This window comes from Paraburkholderia sp. BR14312, from assembly GCF_040948675.1.
In the GTDB taxonomy this organism is placed as follows: domain Bacteria; phylum Pseudomonadota; class Gammaproteobacteria; order Burkholderiales; family Burkholderiaceae; genus Paraburkholderia; species Paraburkholderia nodosa_A.
On the sequence record NZ_JBFPKI010000002.1, the window covers coordinates 177,945 to 195,179 of the forward strand.

At 64.5% G+C, this 17,235-nt stretch carries 18 protein-coding genes; all 18 read right to left on the bottom strand.

Going from position 1 to position 17,235, the window contains the following annotated elements:
- Positions 1-3: 3 nt before the first annotated feature.
- Entirely contained in the window at positions 4-909 is a 906-nt protein-coding gene (gene era, locus AB3X98_RS06600) for a GTPase Era (protein WP_069262565.1), read from the bottom strand.
- Between the two features lie 54 nt (positions 910-963).
- A complete protein-coding gene (gene rnc, locus AB3X98_RS06605; RefSeq protein WP_368604851.1) occupies positions 964-2,133 on the bottom strand; it encodes a ribonuclease III in 1,170 nt (389 codons plus the stop codon).
- A 211-nt stretch (positions 2,134-2,344) separates the two neighbouring features.
- Positions 2,345-3,241 carry a signal peptidase I gene (gene lepB / locus AB3X98_RS06610; protein WP_069262567.1) on the bottom strand — a complete coding sequence of 299 codons (897 nt, stop codon included), beginning with the start codon at positions 3,239-3,241 and terminating at the stop codon, positions 2,345-2,347.
- Between the two features lie 33 nt (positions 3,242-3,274).
- Positions 3,275-5,068, bottom strand: a complete 1,794-nt coding sequence (lepA, locus tag AB3X98_RS06615; protein WP_069262568.1) for a translation elongation factor 4 — start codon at positions 5,066-5,068, stop codon at positions 3,275-3,277.
- 174 nt (positions 5,069-5,242) lie between these two features.
- The gene (locus AB3X98_RS06620) at positions 5,243-5,578 is read right to left on the bottom strand and encodes a glutaredoxin family protein (protein ID WP_368604850.1); all 336 of its coding nucleotides are present in this window, start codon (positions 5,576-5,578) and stop codon (positions 5,243-5,245) included.
- Positions 5,579-5,583: 5 nt separating this feature from the next.
- Positions 5,584-7,101 (bottom strand): DegQ family serine endoprotease, encoded by a 1,518-nt coding sequence (locus tag AB3X98_RS06625; protein WP_368604849.1) that lies wholly within the window; start codon positions 7,099-7,101, stop codon positions 5,584-5,586.
- Positions 7,102-7,125: 24 nt separating this feature from the next.
- Positions 7,126-8,187, bottom strand: a complete 1,062-nt coding sequence (locus AB3X98_RS06630) for a MucB/RseB C-terminal domain-containing protein (RefSeq protein ID WP_368604918.1) — start codon at positions 8,185-8,187, stop codon at positions 7,126-7,128.
- 5 nt (positions 8,188-8,192) lie between these two features.
- On the bottom strand, positions 8,193-8,834 hold the full coding sequence (locus AB3X98_RS06635; RefSeq protein ID WP_368604848.1) for a sigma-E factor negative regulatory protein: 642 nt from the start codon (positions 8,832-8,834) through the stop codon (positions 8,193-8,195).
- Between the two features lie 90 nt (positions 8,835-8,924).
- The gene (gene rpoE / locus AB3X98_RS06640) at positions 8,925-9,524 is read right to left on the bottom strand and encodes an RNA polymerase sigma factor RpoE (RefSeq protein ID WP_027795258.1); all 600 of its coding nucleotides are present in this window, start codon (positions 9,522-9,524) and stop codon (positions 8,925-8,927) included.
- A 113-nt stretch (positions 9,525-9,637) separates the two neighbouring features.
- Positions 9,638-10,108 carry a protein YgfX gene (locus AB3X98_RS06645; protein WP_368604847.1) on the bottom strand — a complete coding sequence of 157 codons (471 nt, stop codon included), beginning with the start codon at positions 10,106-10,108 and terminating at the stop codon, positions 9,638-9,640.
- Positions 10,109-10,131: 23 nt separating this feature from the next.
- Positions 10,132-11,373, bottom strand: a complete 1,242-nt coding sequence (gene fabF / locus AB3X98_RS06650) for a beta-ketoacyl-ACP synthase II (RefSeq protein ID WP_069262570.1) — start codon at positions 11,371-11,373, stop codon at positions 10,132-10,134.
- Positions 11,374-11,564: 191 nt separating this feature from the next.
- Positions 11,565-11,804, bottom strand: coding sequence for an acyl carrier protein (acpP, locus tag AB3X98_RS06655; RefSeq protein WP_004197638.1), 240 nt, complete (start codon positions 11,802-11,804; stop codon positions 11,565-11,567).
- 167 nt (positions 11,805-11,971) lie between these two features.
- Positions 11,972-12,721: a 3-oxoacyl-ACP reductase FabG gene (gene fabG, locus AB3X98_RS06660; RefSeq protein ID WP_368604846.1), complete on the bottom strand. Its 750-nt coding sequence runs from the start codon at positions 12,719-12,721 to the stop codon at positions 11,972-11,974.
- Between the two features lie 34 nt (positions 12,722-12,755).
- Positions 12,756-13,694 (bottom strand): ACP S-malonyltransferase, encoded by a 939-nt coding sequence (gene fabD, locus AB3X98_RS06665; RefSeq protein ID WP_069262572.1) that lies wholly within the window; start codon positions 13,692-13,694, stop codon positions 12,756-12,758.
- A gap of 123 nt (positions 13,695-13,817) precedes the next feature.
- On the bottom strand, positions 13,818-14,807 hold the full coding sequence (locus AB3X98_RS06670; protein ID WP_368604845.1) for a beta-ketoacyl-ACP synthase III: 990 nt from the start codon (positions 14,805-14,807) through the stop codon (positions 13,818-13,820).
- A complete protein-coding gene (gene plsX / locus AB3X98_RS06675; RefSeq protein WP_069262574.1) occupies positions 14,807-15,946 on the bottom strand; it encodes a phosphate acyltransferase PlsX in 1,140 nt (379 codons plus the stop codon). Before plsX ends, AB3X98_RS06670 begins: the two co-directional genes overlap by 1 nt.
- Before the next feature lie 134 nt (positions 15,947-16,080).
- Entirely contained in the window at positions 16,081-16,260 is a 180-nt protein-coding gene (rpmF, locus tag AB3X98_RS06680) for a 50S ribosomal protein L32 (RefSeq protein WP_018441573.1), read from the bottom strand.
- A 134-nt stretch (positions 16,261-16,394) separates the two neighbouring features.
- On the bottom strand, positions 16,395-17,036 hold the full coding sequence (locus tag AB3X98_RS06685) for a DUF177 domain-containing protein (RefSeq protein WP_368604844.1): 642 nt from the start codon (positions 17,034-17,036) through the stop codon (positions 16,395-16,397).
- Between the last annotated feature and the right edge of the window lie 199 nt (positions 17,037-17,235).

Genomic DNA, 17,235 nt, shown 5'->3' on the forward strand with positions numbered 1-17,235 from the left:
TGCTTACTCGTAACCGTAGGCGCGCAGCCCGGCTTCGTTATCGGCCCAGCCGCTCTTCACCTTCACGAAGGTTTCGAGGTAGACGGGACCGTCGAACAGCTTCTCCATGTCGAGTCGCGCCTCGGTGCTGATCTGCTTGAGCTTCGCGCCCTTCTGGCCGATCACCATCGCCTTCTGCGTGTCGCGCTCGACGAGAATCGTCGCGAAGACGCGCCGCAGCCGCCCTTCCTGCTCGAACTTGTCGATCAGCACCGTGCTCGTGTACGGGAGTTCGTCGCCGGTCCAGCGGAATACTTTCTCGCGCAGGATTTCGGCCGCGAGGAAGCGCTCGCTGCGATCGGTGAGGTCGTCTTCGCCGTAGATCGGCTCGCCTTCGGGCAGATACGGCTTGAGCGTCGCGAGCAGGCGCTTGATGTCGTCCGGATTATTTGCCGAAAGCGGCACGATCTCGCGGAATTCGCGCAGACCCTGCACCTGCTGGATGAACGGATACAGCGTGCCCTTGTCGGTCACGCGGTCGATCTTGTTGGCGATCAGGATCGTGGGCGCACTCGGGGGAATCAGGTCGAGCACTTTCTGGTCGTCGGGACCGAACTTGCCGGCCTCGATCACGAACAGCACGGCATCGACCGAGCTGAGCGTGGAGGTCACCGCGCGGTTCAGCGAGCGGTTGAGCGCCGTGCTGTGGCGCGTCTGGAAACCGGGCGTGTCGACGAAGATGTACTGTGCGTCGTCGATCGTGTTGATGCCGGTGATGCGATGGCGCGTAGTCTGCGCCTTGCGCGACGTGATGCTGATCTTCTGGCCGACCAGCGCGTTCATCAGCGTCGATTTGCCAACGTTCGGACGGCCGACGATCGCGACCATGCCGCAACGGAAACCGGCAGGAGTGGAAGTGGGAGCGTTCATGATCGGACCGGAATAGAAAAACGGGAGGCGCGCTCGCGGCGCGCCTCGGTGGAATCAGTGGCCGGCATCGGCCGCGCGCACGGGAATGGCCGTCGTGGCTTCGGCATGGGTCTGGGCGTCGGCGCTGGTGCCGCCGGCCGTTGCGGTTTGCGCGCGCTCGACAGTGCGCAACGCCGCTTCGGCCTTCACCGCGGCCGAACGGTGGCCGATGGCGCCGGTGCTCGGCACGGCGTCGAAGCCCGTGGCCTTGTCGGCGGGCTTGTCGCTGGCCTTCTCTGCACCGCGTTCGGCCTTCTCCACGGGCTTTTCAGCCGGTTTGTCCTTCTCCGCCGGACGCTCCTGGACGTGCGCCGCGCGGATCACCGCGAGCGGCGCGCCTTCGGCTGCCGGGGTTAGCGACGGACGCTCGGCGCGCGCCGAGGCACGCTCGCGGCGTTCCGGCGAGCGCAGATCGAGCGCGCCCTGCACGCCGGTCACGCCGGGGACGACCTCGGGTTCCGCTTTGGGCGCACGCGCGCCCTTTGAGCGGCGCGGCTTCGCAACCAGCGCGGGCGCCGCAGCCATGACCTCGTCGAGTGCCTTCTTCGCTGCGGCCTGCTCCGCCGCGCGACGGCTCGCGCCCGAACCCGACACCTTCACGTCGAGCTTCGGCACCGTGCATTCGACTTCGAACTGCTGATTGTGCGCCGCACCATGCGTCGCGACGACCGTGTAGGTCGGCAGCGCGATCTTATGACCCTGCAGGTACTCCTGCAGCAGCGTTTTGGAATCCTTGCCAAGCGTGCGCGGATCGATGTGATCGAGGATCGGCACGTAGAGGCGCTTGATGACCGTCTGGGCGGCATCGAAGCCGCCGTCGAGGAAAATCGCCCCGAAGATCGCTTCCAGCGCGTCGGCGAGGATCGACGGGCGGCGGAAACCGCCGCTGCGCAACTCGCCTTCGCCGAGGCGCAGGCCGTCGGCGATATTGAGGGCCTGAGCAATCTCGTAGAGCGACTGTTGCTTGACCAGGTTCGCGCGCACGCGCGAGAGGTCGCCCTCGTCCAGCTTGCCAAAACGTTGGAACAATAGGGCAGCCACCGCGCAATTCAGAACCGAATCACCGAGGAATTCGAGGCGTTCGTTATGCGTGGCACTGTGACTGCGGTGGGTTAAAGCCTGGCGCAGCAATTCCGCATTGCGAAATTCGTAGCGCAGACGGCTTTCCAACGGAGATTGGGGCATGGGGAGAGTATAACGCGCCCGCCGCCCCCGGCGAAAACAGGGGGCGGCGGGCGAAAAACCGTGACGAAGCGACGTTACCGGGGATTCTTCAAGTAGCGCGCGAAGATGCGTTGCGAGTGAGACTCGTGCTCGCGCATACGCTTTTTGTTGCTGCTTCGATGGCTCCTTCGCGCGCATGCTCTACATGCATTGCACGTCGAGGCAACACGAATTACTCGAACGAACCGATGCGACGCAGGTTGCTGAAGTTCATCCAGATGAAGAACGCGCGGCCCACGATGTTCGCGTCGGGCACGAAGCCCCAGTAGCGGCTGTCCGCGCTGTTGTCGCGATTGTCGCCCATCATGAAGTAATGGCCCGCCGGCACCTTGCAGATCACGCCGCGCGCGTTGTACTGGCAGTTGTCGCGATACGGATAATCCTCTGCGCCTACGATGAACGGCGGCACCGCGGGGTTGTTGAGGATGTTGTTCTTGCGGCCGCTGCCGAGGTCTTCCGTGAACTGCTTCGCATAGCCGATGCGCTCTTCATCGAAGAAGTCGCCCTGCGGCACTTCCGGCACCGGCTTGCCGTTGATCGTGAGCTGCTTGTCCTGATACGAGACCACGTCGCCCGGCAGGCCGATCACGCGCTTGATGTAGTCGACCGACTCATCCTTCGGATAGCGGAACACGACCACGTCGCCGCGCTCGAGCGGCCGGCCCTGCGTGATCTTCGTGTTCGTGATCGGCAGGCGGATGCCGTAGTCGAACTTGTTCACGAGGATGAAGTCGCCCACGAGCAGCGTGGGCACCATCGAACCCGACGGAATCTTGAACGGCTCGACGACGAACGACCGTACGAGGAACACGATCAGGATGACGGGGAAGAAGCTCGCCGTGTACTCGAGCCACCACGGCTGGCGCAGCTTGTCGTTGCGCAGGTTCTGACGCGTGACAGGCGCGTTTTCATCGGCGAAGCGCTCGCCCACACGCTCCTGCTGACGGTCGAACTCCGCGACCGCCGCATCGGCGGCGAGGCGCCGGCGCGGCATGAACACCAGTTTGTCTGCAACCCACGCGACGCCCGTCAAGATGACGAGCACAAAGAGTATCAGCGCGAAATTCATGTAGAGATCCGTTGTCCGGCTTATTTGCGTTACTTATTTATCTTCGACACGAAGGATGGCGAGGAAGGCCTCTTGCGGAATCTCGACCGAGCCGACCTGCTTCATCCGCTTCTTGCCTTCCTTCTGCTTTTCGAGCAGCTTCTTCTTACGCGTGATGTCGCCGCCGTAGCACTTGGCCAGCACGTTCTTGCGCAGCGCCTTGATGTTCTCGCGCGCGATGATGTGCGCGCCGATCGCAGCCTGAATGGCCACGTCGTACATCTGGCGCGGGATGATCTCCCGCATCTTCGCCGCCACTTCGCGGCCGCGGTACTGCGACTGCGAGCGGTGGACGATGATGGACAGCGCATCGACCTTGTCGCCGTTGATCAGCATGTCGACCTTCACGACGTCGGAGGTGCGGTATTCCTTGAACTCGTAGTCCATCGACGCATAACCGCGCGACACCGACTTCAGACGGTCGAAGAAGTCGAGCACGATTTCCGCCATCGGAATTTCGTACGTGAGCTGCACCTGGCGGCCGTGGTACTGCATGTTGATCTGGTTGCCGCGCTTTTGCGTACAGAGCGTGATGACCGAACCCACGTACTCCTGCGGCATGTACAGGTTCACCGTCACGATCGGCTCGCGGACCTCGGCAATCTTCGAGGGCTCCGGCATCTTCGCCGGGTTCTCGACCTTGATCGTGCTGCCGTCCGCCTGCACGACTTCGTACACCACGGTCGGCGCCGTGGTGATGAGGTCCATGTCGAACTCGCGCTCGAGACGCTCCTGCACGATTTCCATGTGCAGAAGACCCAGGAAGCCGCAGCGGAAGCCGAAGCCCAGCGCCTGCGAAACTTCCGGCTCGTATTGCAGCGAGGCGTCGTTGAGCTTGAGCTTTTCGAGCGATTCGCGCAGCGCGTCGTACTGGTTCGCCTCGACCGGATACAGGCCCGCGAACACCTGCGGCTTCACTTCCTTGAAGCCCGGCAGCGGCTCGGCCGCCGGCTTCGTCGCGAGCGTGACGGTGTCGCCCACCTTGGTCGCGGCGAGTTCCTTGATGCCGGCGATGATGAAGCCCACCTGCCCCGCCGAAAGCTGCTCGAGGTTGCGCGACTTCGGCGAGAACACGCCGACGTGCTCGACCGGATACTGCGCGCCGGTAGCCATCAGCTTGATCTTGTCCTTCGGACGCAGCGTACCGTTGACGATACGCACGAGCATCACCACGCCGACGTAGTTGTCGAACCACGAGTCGATGATGAGCGCCTGCAGCGGCGCTTGCGGATCGCCCTTGGGCGGCGGCACCTTGGCGATGAGCGCTTCGAGCACGTCTTCCACGCCGAGGCCGGTCTTCGCGCTGCAGCGCGTGGCGTCGGTGGCGTCGATGCCGATCACGTCCTCGATCTCTTCGATGGCGTTTTCGGGGTTGGCGGCGGGCAGGTCGATCTTGTTGAGCACCGGCACGACTTCCACGCCGAGTTCGATTGCGGTGTAGCAGTTCGCCACCGTCTGCGCCTCGACGCCCTGGCTCGCGTCCACCACGAGCAGCGCGCCCTCGCACGCGGAGAGCGAACGGCTCACCTCGTAGGAGAAGTCGACGTGCCCCGGCGTGTCGATCAGGTTCAGGTTGTAGACCTTCCCGTCACGCGCCTTGTACGAGAGCGCAGCGGTCTGCGCCTTGATGGTGATGCCGCGCTCGCGCTCGAGATCCATCGAGTCGAGCACCTGCGATTCCATTTCGCGGTCGGACAAGCCGCCGCACAGCTGGATGATGCGATCGGCGAGCGTCGACTTGCCATGGTCGATGTGCGCAATGATCGAGAAGTTACGAATATGATCCATTCAGTGCCGATCAAGCGAAAAAGGCGCGCCCCAACGATAGCTGGACACGCCTCGTAAACAGATGAAAAACCGGACTATTTTAGCCGAAAAGGGGTCCCACAGGCTAACCGTCCGCTGATGTAACGGATGTGTGATGGCGCGGGGCACGTCTTGCGCCGCCCCCCCGCCCGCGTTTCACGCACCGCCCGGCGGCGCCGGCGGTGTGTTCGGCGCGTCGGCACTCAGGCCCAGCGTAGCGCGCACGCGTGCTTCGTCGAGACGGTAGTGACACAGCTCGATGCCGTCGCAAAGGAGCACCGGCACGAGCTCGTCGTAACGCGCCTGGATCGCGGGGTCTGAATCGACATCGACGACGTCGAGACGCGCACCCGCCGCGGCGGCGAGCGGCGCGAGCGCCACGCGCATCTCTTCGCACAGATGACACCACGCGCGCCCATACAGCACGAGGTGCGCACTCGTGCGTTCGAGCGCGCCCGGCGCCGCCGACGAAGACCGCATGGGCGTGCGCATCGGCGTTACTTCTGCCCCGGCGCGCGCGGGCGCAGCGGCACGAATTGCGTGTTGTCGCCGCGACGCACGAGCACCGCGACCGTCTTCTGCGAGTCGAGATGCGCCGTCACCTCCTGGAACTGCTTCGCGCTGGTGATATCCGTGTCGCCCACGCGCAGGATGATGTCGCCCTTCTGCAGGCCGGCGCGCTGTGCGGGGCCATCGACCGAGTCCACCATCGCGCCGCCCTTGATCTTGAGCTGGGCGAGCTGGTCGGCGGGAATATCGACCACCGCGATACCGAGCGCGTTCATCGCGCGCGGCTTGGGCTCGGGCGCCTTTTTCTGGTCGGCCTTCGCGCTCTTGTCGGTCTGCATCTCGGCGATCGTGATCGGTAGATCGCGCGTTGCGCCCTTGCGCCAGATCGTCACGGTCGCCTTGGTGCCCGGCTTCGTGTCGCCGACCATGCGCGGCAGGTCGGTCGCGGCATCGACGGTCGTGCCGTTGAACTTCAGGATGATGTCGCCCGGCTGGATGCCCGCCTTGTCGGCCGGGCCGCCCGGCTCGACGCTGGAGACCAGCGCGCCTTGCGCCTTGGGCAGACCGAGCGAGTCGGCGACGTCCTTCGTCACCTCGCCGATTGCGACGGCAATGCGGCCGCGCGTGACCTTGCCCGTGGACTTGAGCTGGTCCGCCACGCGCATCGCCTCGTCGATCGGAATCGCGAACGAGATGCCCATGAAGCCGCCGGTGCGGCTATAGATCTGCGAGTTGATGCCGATCACCTCGCCCTGCATGTTGATGAGCGGACCGCCCGAGTTGCCGGGATTCACGGCCACGTCGGTCTGGATGAACGGCAAATAATCGCCCGTGTCGCGACCCTTCGCGCTCACGATGCCCGCCGTCACGGTATTCTCGAGGCCGAACGGCGAACCGATCGCCACGACCCACTCGCCCACGCGCACCTTGTTCGAATCGCCCATCGTCACGGCCGGCAGATTCGCGGCCTGGATCTTCACCACGGCGACGTCCGTGCGGTCGTCCACGCCGATCAGCTTCGCCTTGAATTCGCGCTTGTCGGTGAGCGTCACGTAGATGCTGTCCGCGTCGTCGACCACGTGCGCGTTGGTCATCACGTAGCCGTCGCCCGAGAGGATGAAACCCGAGCCGACGCCGCTGTTCTGCTCGGTGTCGTTGCCGCTGTCCGGGCCGGAGTCCGAACCGCCGCCCGGGCTTCCGCCCTGACTGCCCCCCTGGCCGCCGCCCTGCCCACCCTGCGGCCCTTGCGGGAGCGGGATGCCAAAGAAGCGGCGGAAGAATTCCGACATGTCGCCCTGATCCATGCCCGGCGGCAGGCCGCGCTGAGCTGAGGAGACGCGTGTGGTGGTGCGGATATTGACGACCGACGGCCCCACTTTGTCCACGAGGTCGGCGAAGTCGGGCAGGTTGGCAGCCGGCGCCGCCGATGCCACGTGCGGTGCCAACGGCAGGCACGCCGCCACGACCGCGGCCGCGAAGAATTTGCGCAGCGGGAGAATCGTCATATCGAAGTCAGCCGAAGGAAGGAGTTACCTGGGAGCCTTGTATTCTATGGCAGACGCGAACTGCTGCAACGTGGTCTGGGGCACTTCGCCAAGCAACGTGATGAAGTAATCGCCGTTGCGCTTCACGAGCACGTGGGTCGCGCCACTGCTGCCCGAGCCTTCCTTGCGACTGTTGTTCTTCACCGGCTCGATAAAGACGGAAAGCGTGGACAGTCCGTCAGAGAATACAGCCTGATCGACCGGGATGGGCGGATCGCTCGCATCGCGCGCCGCCATCGGCCGGCGCACTTCGCGAATCTTCTGGAATCCCGGCGCAGCCTGGCCGAACGACCAGCCCTGCGCTTCGATGTCGACCGGCTGGAGCGGCGGGCGCACCACGTTCCAACCCTCGATATTGCGCATGCCATTGACGATAGGCGTCTTGTCGACGGGTCCGCCGATGCGCACCTGCGTGAACGCGAGCTGCTGGAGCACCTGGCCGTTCGACGGGTCGAGCATCTGCGAGCGCAGCAGGAGACCGGTTTTCGCGTCCGCCCACAGCTTGTAGGCGAAGCGGAAATTGTCCCTCGGGTCGAGCTGGATCACCTGGCTGTCGAGGCCGGCCACGCGGTCGTTGGCCAGCATCTTCGGCTCGTAGACGCCCAGCACCTGGTCCCCGCTCGTGGAAAGCAGCGCCGGGAAAGCGTCCTTGTTCTGGCGCTTTTCGACGACGAGCAGCTTGCGCTCGGGCACGAAGGTATAGAGATCGTCGTTGTGGCGCAGCATTGTGCGCGGCTTGCCGTCGAGGCTTTCGAGCTTTTCGAACTCGCCGTCCTGCTTCGAGGCGTAGTGCGTGATGCGCGAAGATTGCACGAACTCGCCGCGCTGATAGACGAAGGTGCCTTCGTAACTTTGCTGCTGGGCGGCCTGCTGGATGCGGTCGAGCAGCTGTGCCGCGCTCTGGCGCGTGGCGGCATCGGCCGCGGACGCGCCTTGCGCGTGGGCACGCGGGGCGACAGACAGAGCGGTGAACATCACGGCTGCGCAGCAAAGGAATGCCGGCAACCGCCCCCAGATTGTCTTTTTATTCAACCGCAATGTCTGCATCAAACTTATTGGCCTTGCGTGGTAAGAGCGGCTGAACGGATGTACGGCATGGAATCCGAAATGACCGGCTGCTGCGCGAACTGCTGGTGCGCCTGGAGATATTCGTCGAGGCGAGCGTCGCGGATGATATTGCCGTCCTGACCGCCTGCAACAGGCGCCGGCGTGGTGTTCATCGCCACGCGCTGCACGCCGTCGCCCTGCGACTGCACAGCAGCGATTTGCGGCGCGCCGGCCATGCCCACGCCGCGCATCTGCGGCATGACGATCCACGTGAGCGTGGCGGCCGCAGCCGCCACGGCCAGCGACGGCATCACGCGGCGGCGCAGCGCCAGAATGCGGCCAACGCGCTCATTGCGGCCGGGCTGCACCTGCGGCAGCGCAGCCGGTGCGAGCAGATGCGGCTGTGCTTCGAAGCGCGCCGCGAAACCCGTCATGAAGGCGCGGCTTGCCGCCTGGCTGAGGGCCAGATCGTCGGAACGCAGTACGTCGCCGATCAGGTGGTACTCCGACCAGGCTGCGCGCCCTTCGCCGTCGAGTTCCAGAAAATTTCCGTTCAGATGCTCCTGCGCCGACGCTTCACCGTCGACGAAGGCGGACAGACGCTCGCTGCGCGAGCTTGATACCGATTGCATCGAGACCGAACCCATGATGCTCCCCATTCCCTAACAGACGTCCCTGTGACACCAACTCATTCTGGTGAATCGCGTCGCCGCCCGGGGCGAAGCTGGTTCTTCTTCTTACCAGCGCTTGCCTTCCGGAGTGTCCAGCAGCGGACGCAATTTTGCCGCAATGGCTTCCCGAGCGCGGAAAATTCTCGATCTGACGGTCCCGATCGGGCACCCCATCATCTCGGCGATTTCTTCGTAGCTTAGGCCTTCTATTTCCCGAAGCGTAATGGCGGTGCGCAGCTCTTCCGGTAAAACCGCCATCGCAGCATTGACCGTCTGTGCGATCTGCTTGCTCATCAACATCGACTCGGGCGTATTGATATCCCTTAGTTGATCGGCGTCCGAGAAAGTTTCCGCTTCTTCAGCATCTGCCTCGGTAGAAGTCGGCGCGCGTCTTCCCTGCGTCGCAAGGTAGTTCTTTGCCGTATTGACAGCAATTCGGTACAACCACGTATAGAAAGCCGATTCGCCACGAAATTGCGGTAGTGCACGGTAAGCCTTGATAAAGGCGTCCTGGGCCACGTCCTCGACCTCGGCGGGGTCCCGCACGAGGCGCGAGATCAGCCGGATGATCTTGCGGTGGTATTTCGAGACCAGGAGCTCGAACGCGGCCTTGTCGCCTTTTTGCACGCGCTCGACCAGAACCTGATCAATTTCTTTTTCGCTCACCTGAAAAATCCGTTAGCACATGAAGTAGACGTGGGGGCACCATTGTAGCGTCCTCGCCACGGTCTCACGTTGCGCGAGTAACAGCGGTTACAAGCTTTACAGCGAAAGGAGGCTCAGCGACCGGCCGCGCTGCGCGCGCGCACGGCGAGTGTGCGGAAGGTTTCTGCGGGAACGGCGTCGGCGGCGACGAGAATCGTCGTGCGGCGTGCACCCTGCTCCACGACGAGCGCGAGCAGCCACGCGCCCCATTGCGACGCGCCGGCAAGCCGCCCGGCCGCGAGGCAGGCGCCATCGCACGACCAGGCCGCGAGAAAATCCGACCCGATTTCGAGGAAGGCCGGTTGCTTGCGGCGCCACGCCGCAGCCGCGAGCCCGCCGGTCGCGAGGAACGCCAGCGTGACCGGCAACGCTTGCCAGACGCCGAGCCAGGGTGCGAGCGCCGTGCAGACGGCGGCCGCGGCCACGCCCAGACCCGCGGCAACGAGCAATTGCAGCGCAAGCGATGGACGCAGGGAAAGAAGCGGCGCGCCCGCGCGCCGCGAGGGGAAAGCAGGAGGGACGCGGCCGGCCGAAGCATTCGGCACGGCCGCTGTCTCGTCGTGCGGGATCAAGCGTGGCGCTTGAAGACGAGCGTGCCGTTCGTGCCGCCGAACCCGAACGAGTTCTTCAGCGCGACGTCGATCTTCATGTCCCGCGCGGTGTTCGCGCAGTAGTCCAGGTCGCATGCCGGATCCTGGTTGAAGATGTTGATCGTCGGCGGCGACACCTGGTTATGCACCGCGAGCACCGTAAACACCGATTCCAGGCCGCCCGAGCCACCCAGCAGGTGGCCCGTCATCGACTTGGTAGAGTTCACGACGATGTCCTTCGCGTGGTCACCGAACGCGCGCTTGATCGCGAGGGTTTCCGCGAGGTCGCCGAGCGGCGTCGACGTGCCGTGTGCGCTGAGCCAGTTCACTTCGTTGGCGTTGACGCCCGCGTTCTTCAGCGCGGCGATCATGCAGCGGCGTGCGCCGTCGCCATCTTCCGGCGGAGCGGTCATGTGATACGCATCACCGCTCATGCCGTAGCCGCTGATTTCCGCGTAGATCTTCGCGCCGCGCGCCTTCGCGTGTTCGTACTCTTCGAGCACCATCACGCCCGCGCCTTCGCCGAGCACGAAGCCGTCACGGTCCTTGTCCCACGGACGGCTGGCCGTCGCCGGATCGTCGTTGCGCTGCGAGAGCGCGCGCGCCGCCGCGAAGCCGCCGATGCCGAGCGGCGACACGGTCGCTTCCGCACCGCCCGCGATCATCACGTCGCAGTCGCCGTATTCGATCAGACGCGACGCTTCGCCGATGCAGTGCAGGCCGGTCGTACATGCCGTGACCATCGCCAGATTCGGACCCTTGAGGCCGTACTTGATCGACAGATGGCCCGAGATCATGTTGATGATCGAGGCGGGCACGAAGAACGGCGAGATGCGGCGCGGGCCGCGGTTGAGCAGTTCGGTTTGCGTGACTTCGATCATCGGCAGACCGCCGATGCCCGAGCCGACGTTCACGCCGATCCGCTCAGCGTTCGCTTCGGTGACTTCGAGACCGCTGTCCTGGATCGCCTGCATGCCCGCCGCGATGCCGTAATGGATGAACGTGTCCATATGGCGCGCTTCTTTCGCCGGCATGTAGTCTTCGACGTTGAAGCCCTTCACTTCGCCGGCAAAGCGGGTCGAGAAGTTCGTAGCGTCGAACTTCGTGATGTTGGCGATGCCGGACTTCCCGGCGACCAGATTGGCCCAGCCGTCGGCAACATTATTGCCAACAGGCGAAATCAGCCCCAGGCCTGTAACAACAACTCGACGACGGCTCACGGTAACCCCTTATCCATAGATGACAAAAACAAAAGCCACAGAGGCCACAGGAAATGCTCCTGTGAGCCCTGTGGCTAGTTGACCGGCAGATGCCCCGCAGCGAGTGCGGCAGGCGTATGCGGTTTCACGGGCGAGCGTCCTCGCGGGCCGCCAGCGCACTGCGTTGCGCGGCCCAGGCGGGAATCTGGCGCTTAAGCCTTGACGTTCGCGCGAGCGTAGTCGATCGCTTGCTGAACCGTCGTGATCTTCTCGGCTTCCTCGTCCGGGATTTCCATGCCGAACTCGTCTTCGAGAGCCATGACCAGTTCGACGGTGTCGAGCGAGTCGGCGCCCAGATCGTTCACGAACGAAGCTTCGTTCTTGATTTCAGCTTCGGCGACGCCCAGTTGCTCGGCGACGATCTTCTTGACGCGCTGTTCGATGTTGTCCATTACCCCTCCAAGGGAAAAAAGTTAGCTCATGAATGCGAGTGCGCGCATTTTATCAGGTTTGACCTGGCTGAAAAGCGGCGCTCAAGGTTCCGGAAGGCTATCCGCGACGGCGCTTGCGCAATGTTTTGCATCAAGCGCATCAAGGCGCGGATAGTACCTGAATCCGGTTAAGACATATACATGCCGCCGTTCACGTGCAACGTCGTGCCCGTGATGTAGGCTGCCTGCGGCGACGCGAGGAACGCGACCGCATGCGCGATGTCGTCCGGGCTGCCGAGACGGCCCAACGGAATCTGCTGCTTGAGCGCGGCTTGCTGCTCCGCCGGCAAGTCCTTCGTCATGTCGGTGTCGATGAAACCGGGCGCGACGCAGTTCACGGTGATGCCGCGGCTGCCGATCTCGCGTGCGAGCGCGCGCGTCATGCCCGCCACGCCGGCCTTGGCGGCGGCGTAGTTAGCCTGACCCGGGTTGCCCGACGAGCCCACCACCGAGGTGATATTGATGATGCGGCCGCCCTTCGCCTTCATCATCGGGCGCAGCACGGCGCGCGAGAGGCGGAACACCGACTTCAGGTTGGTGTCGATGACCGAGTCCCACTCGTCGTCCTTCATGCGCATCGCCAGGTTGTCCTGCGTGATGCCCGCATTATTGACGAGGATCGCAAGACCGCCGAATTCCTTGACCGTTGCGTCGATCAGCGCCTCCGCCGCAGCGGCGTCGTTCACGTTGAGCACCGCGCCGCGGCCCTTCAGGCCCGCTGCTTCGAAAGCGGCCGAGATGGCCTGCGCGCCGGCTTCGCTCGTTGCCGTACCGATCACCGTCGCGCCCTGGCGCGCCAGTTCCAGCGCGATCGCGCGGCCGATGCCGCGGGTGGCCCCGGTCACGATCGCGGCTTGATTGTCGAGAGTCTTTTCCATCGTTTGAATCCGTTAGCGGTGGTGGCGTAGGCGCTCAGGCCTTCAGAAGCGCGAGCGCTTCGTCGAGCGACTTCGGATCGAGCACCGAGGCGCCGACCAGGTTGCCGTCGATACGCCTGGTGAGGCCCGCAAGCACCTTGCCCGGACCGCATTCGACCACGTGCGTCGCGCCTTGCGCCGCAATGGCCTGCACACATTCGACCCAGCGCACGGCGCCCGCGGCCTGGCGCACGAGCGCGTCGCGAATTTTCGCGGGGTCGGTTTCGAATGCCACGTCGACGTTGTTCACCACGGGGATCTGCGGCGCGTTCAGCGTCACGTTCGCGAGATAGTCGCGCAGCTGATCCGAGGCAGGCTTGAGCAGCGACGAGTGGAACGGCGCCGAAACCGGCAGCGGCAGCGCGCGCTTGGCGCCCTTCGCCTTGGCGATCTCGCAGGCCTTCTCGACCGCGCCCTTGTGGCCCGCGATCACGACTTGCGCCGGCGCGTTGAAGTTCACGGCTTCGACCACGCCGCCGCTCGCAGCAGCGGCTTCCGTGCAGACTGCGCGCACGGTGTCGTCGTCGAGACCGAGCACGGCGGCCATGCCGCCCTCGCCCACCGGCACCGCGCTTTGCATCGCCTGCGCGCGAAAGCGCACGAGCGGCACGGCGTCGCGGAACGCGAGGACGCCGGCGGCGACGAGCGCCGTGTATTCGCCGAGGCTGTGGCCCGCGACGATGGCAGGCAGAGGGCCGCCCGCCTGCTGCCACGCGCGATAGACGGCGTAGGCGGCGGTGAGCATGACCGGCTGCGTGTTGGTGGTGAGATTGAGTTCTTCGGCGGGACCTTCGGCGATCAGCTTGCCGAGGTCCTGGCCCAGCGCGTCGGACGCTTCTTGCAGCGTCTCGCGCACGATGGCGTTATCGGCGAAGGCGTCGAGCATGCCGACGGCCTGCGAGCCTTGTCCGGGAAAAACGAACGCGAATTTCATAACGTCCCCAAATTCGATCAATACGGGTGGGCAATGTGCTCGGATGAACCGCCGCCGGCTGCGCGCGACATGCATGTCGTGCGCCAGGACCGCTGCGGGAGCGCGAAAGCCCGCTCAGGATGCTTAGAAGCGGATGACGGAGGCGCCCCAGGTGAAGCCGCCGCCGACGCCTTCGATCAGCACGTTGTGGCCGCGCTTGATGCGGCCGTCGCGCACCGCGACGTCGAAAGCGAGCGGAATCGAGGCCGCCGAGGTGTTGCCATGTTCGCCCACCGTCACCACCATGCGCTCCGCGGGCAGGCCGAGCTTGCGGCAAGTGCCCTGCATGATGCGGATGTTGGCCTGGTGCGGGATCAGCCAGTCGACCTGGTCAGCGCTTAGCTGCGCCTTGTCGAGCGCCTCGATCGCGACCTTTTCGAGCACGTTCACGGCCAGCTTGAACACGGCCTGGCCGTCCATGTGCAGGAACGCGTTGCCCGCGATCACACCGCCGTGCACGTTGCCCGGCGTACACAAGATGTGCGCGTAGCTGCCATCGGCGTGCAGCGCGCTCGAAAGCACGCCCGGTTCGCTCGACGCCTGCAGGATGATCGCGCCTGCGCCGTCGCCGAACAGCACACAGGTGGTGCGATCGTTGAAATCGAGAATTCGCGAGAAGGTCTCCGCGCCGACCACGAGCGCCGTGCGATGCTGGCCGCTGCGGATCAGGCTGTCGGCTACCGAAACGGCGTACGCGAAGCCCGAGCACACGGCCTGCACGTCGAACGCCGCGCCGTGATTGCGGATGCCGAGCTTGTTCTGCAAGAGGCAGGCCGTGCTCGGAAAGACGAAATCGGGCGTGGAAGTGGCGACGATGATGAGGTCGATCGACTGCGGATCGACGTCGGCTGCCGCGATCGCGCGCTGCGATGCCGCAAGCGCGAGATCGCTCGTCGTGACGTCGGGCGCGGCGAAGTGGCGCGCGTGAATGCCCGTGCGGGCCACGATCCACTCGTCGCTCGTTTCGACGCCTTTTGCGGCGAGCCGTTCGGCCAGTTCCTGGTTGGTGACGCGATCAGGCGGAAGGTAGCTGCCCGTGCCGATCACGCGGGAATAGAGAGTCGATTGAGCCATTATGCCTTCGAGGATGATGCGGCGCCGGGCGGTACCTCGCCCGCTGCCTGGCTGGGCGCACTGGTAGCCTGCCCCGCCTGCGCGGCTTGCACGTTCTGGGCGCCGCCGGGCTCGTCTGCCGCCTGTTCGAGCGAACCGGCGTTTTCTTCCATGGCGTGCGCGAGGCGCTCCAGCACGCCATTTTTGACGGCATCATACCCGCGATTGATCGCACACTCAAACGCGTAGGCATCGGCCGAGCCGTGGCTCTTGATGACGAGGCTCTTCAGGCCGAGCAGCGCCGCGCCGTTGTACTGGCGATGGTCGACACGCTTCTTGAAGCGCATGAGCACGGGCAGTGCGGCAATCGCCATGAGCTTCGTGAGCCACGAGCGGCCGAACTCTTCCTTGATCATGTCGTTGAGCATCTGCGCGAGGCCCTCCGACGTCTTGAGCGCGACATTCCCAACGAAACCGTCACAGACGATGACGTCGACGGTGCCCTTGTAAATGTCGTTGCCTTCGACGTTGCCGCGGAAGTTCAGCGTGCTCGCGCGCAGGAGCTCGCCCGCGCGCTTGATGGTGTCGTTGCCTTTGATGACTTCTTCGCCGATATTGAGGAGCCCGATGGTTGGGCGATCCTTGCCCTCGAGCGCCGCGACGAGCGCGTGGCCCATCTCCGCGAACTGCAGCAGGTGCTGCGGTTCGCAGTCGACGTTCGCGCCGAGGTCTAGCATCGTCGTATAGCCGCGCGGGTTCGGCAGCGCGAAGGCGATGGCCGGGCGTTCGATGCCGGGCAACGTCTTGAGCACGTAGCGCGAGACGGCCATTAGCGCACCGGTATTGCCGGCCGAGATGCAGGCTTGCGCCTCGCCCTCTTTCACGCGATTGAGCGCGACGCGCATCGACGAATCTTTTTTCTTGCGCAGGGCGACTTCAACCGGATCGTCCATTTCGACGACCTCGGTGGCGGGCACGACGGTAAGCGCGGGATGGTCCGACGCCTTCAGCTTCTTCAACTGGGCGCGAACCGCCGACTCGACGCCCACGAGCATGAGATGCGCGTCGGGGTGCGAGCGGACGAAATGGACTGCGGCAGGCACCGTCACAGACGGGCCGTGGTCGCCTCCCATGCAATCTATCGTGAGCGTAACAGTCATGGAATGCGACGGATTTCAGGCATAAAAAAGCGGCAGTTGAATGCCGCCTTTTTGCCGAGCCGAAATATGGTCAAGCGAACGGAATCGTCAGATGCGGCGCCAGATGTCAAACACTGCGCCGCACGCTGAAACGATTAGTCGTTCTTGGTCTTGACGACTTTCTTGCCGCGGTAGTAGCCGTTCGGGCTGATGTGGTGACGCAGATGCACTTCACCCGTGCTCGGCTCGACGGCCAGCGGCGCGCCCGTGAGGAAATCGTGCGAGCGGTGCATACCGCGCTTCGACGGCGACTTCTTGTTTTGTTGAACTGCCATGATAACTCCTGAAAATTTTCCGAATTCTAACACAGCCCGATCCGGCCGCCGCCACCCTTGGGGGATGGCCGGACTCCGGGCTCAGGCCCACGCGTCTGGTACTGCCTGCCCCGCACAGCCGCCCAAGGCTTCCCTCAGTGCTTGCTGCCAGGACCGTCCTTCTTGAGCGATTCGAGCGCCGCAAACGGGTTGACGCGCTCTTCCGGCTCGATTTCCTGCTCCGGCACGTCGTCTACGGAATCCACGCCTTCCGCGCCGTCGGGACCCGAGGCGAGGCTTTCGTGAATTTCCGGACAGACTTCGTGCTTCGGCACCAGCGGCAGCGCGAGCAACAGCTCCTCTTCGATCAAGTCGACGAGATCGAAATGGCGCGAGCCCACGATCACTTCGACTTCATCGTCGTCGAGCGGAAACTCGTCCGCCTCTTCTTCCGTCTGGACGATACGGAAGGTCGCATCCGCATTGAATGCCTGCTCGTAGGGAGCGAGGCACCGCTGGCACGTGAGCCACGCGCCACCGTGAACAGCCAGCCGCAGGTATGGCTGCGACCCTTCGGTGCCGTCGTCCTGCAATTCCTGCTGGGTAAAGCCCGCAGCCTGCCAGGTGAACGCGGTGTCGCGATCTGGCGCGTCGGCCGGGACTTCGTTTAACATGCGCGGCAGTTGCGAGACGCGCACGACGCCTGCCGCTTCGCGCTCGCTGCGCGCGAATTCGAAGATATCGAAGTCGCGCGGATTCAATTCGGCGCCAGCAGGCTTGCCAGTGTGTTCGGTCATGTGCGCTCTCCTGCTTCAAGGCTTAGGGCGCGGCGAGCGATGCGCGAAAGCCGCCAGCGGCCCGCAGCAATCCAGCCTGGCCGGCCCGCACGGGTCGCTATCGACCTGCGCTTGCCAACATTCGCCATCGACACGCTACTGCCGGCAAGGTCATTCGAGCCGTGACGCCGCGAAATTCAGGCGCCCGCACAAGACGTGC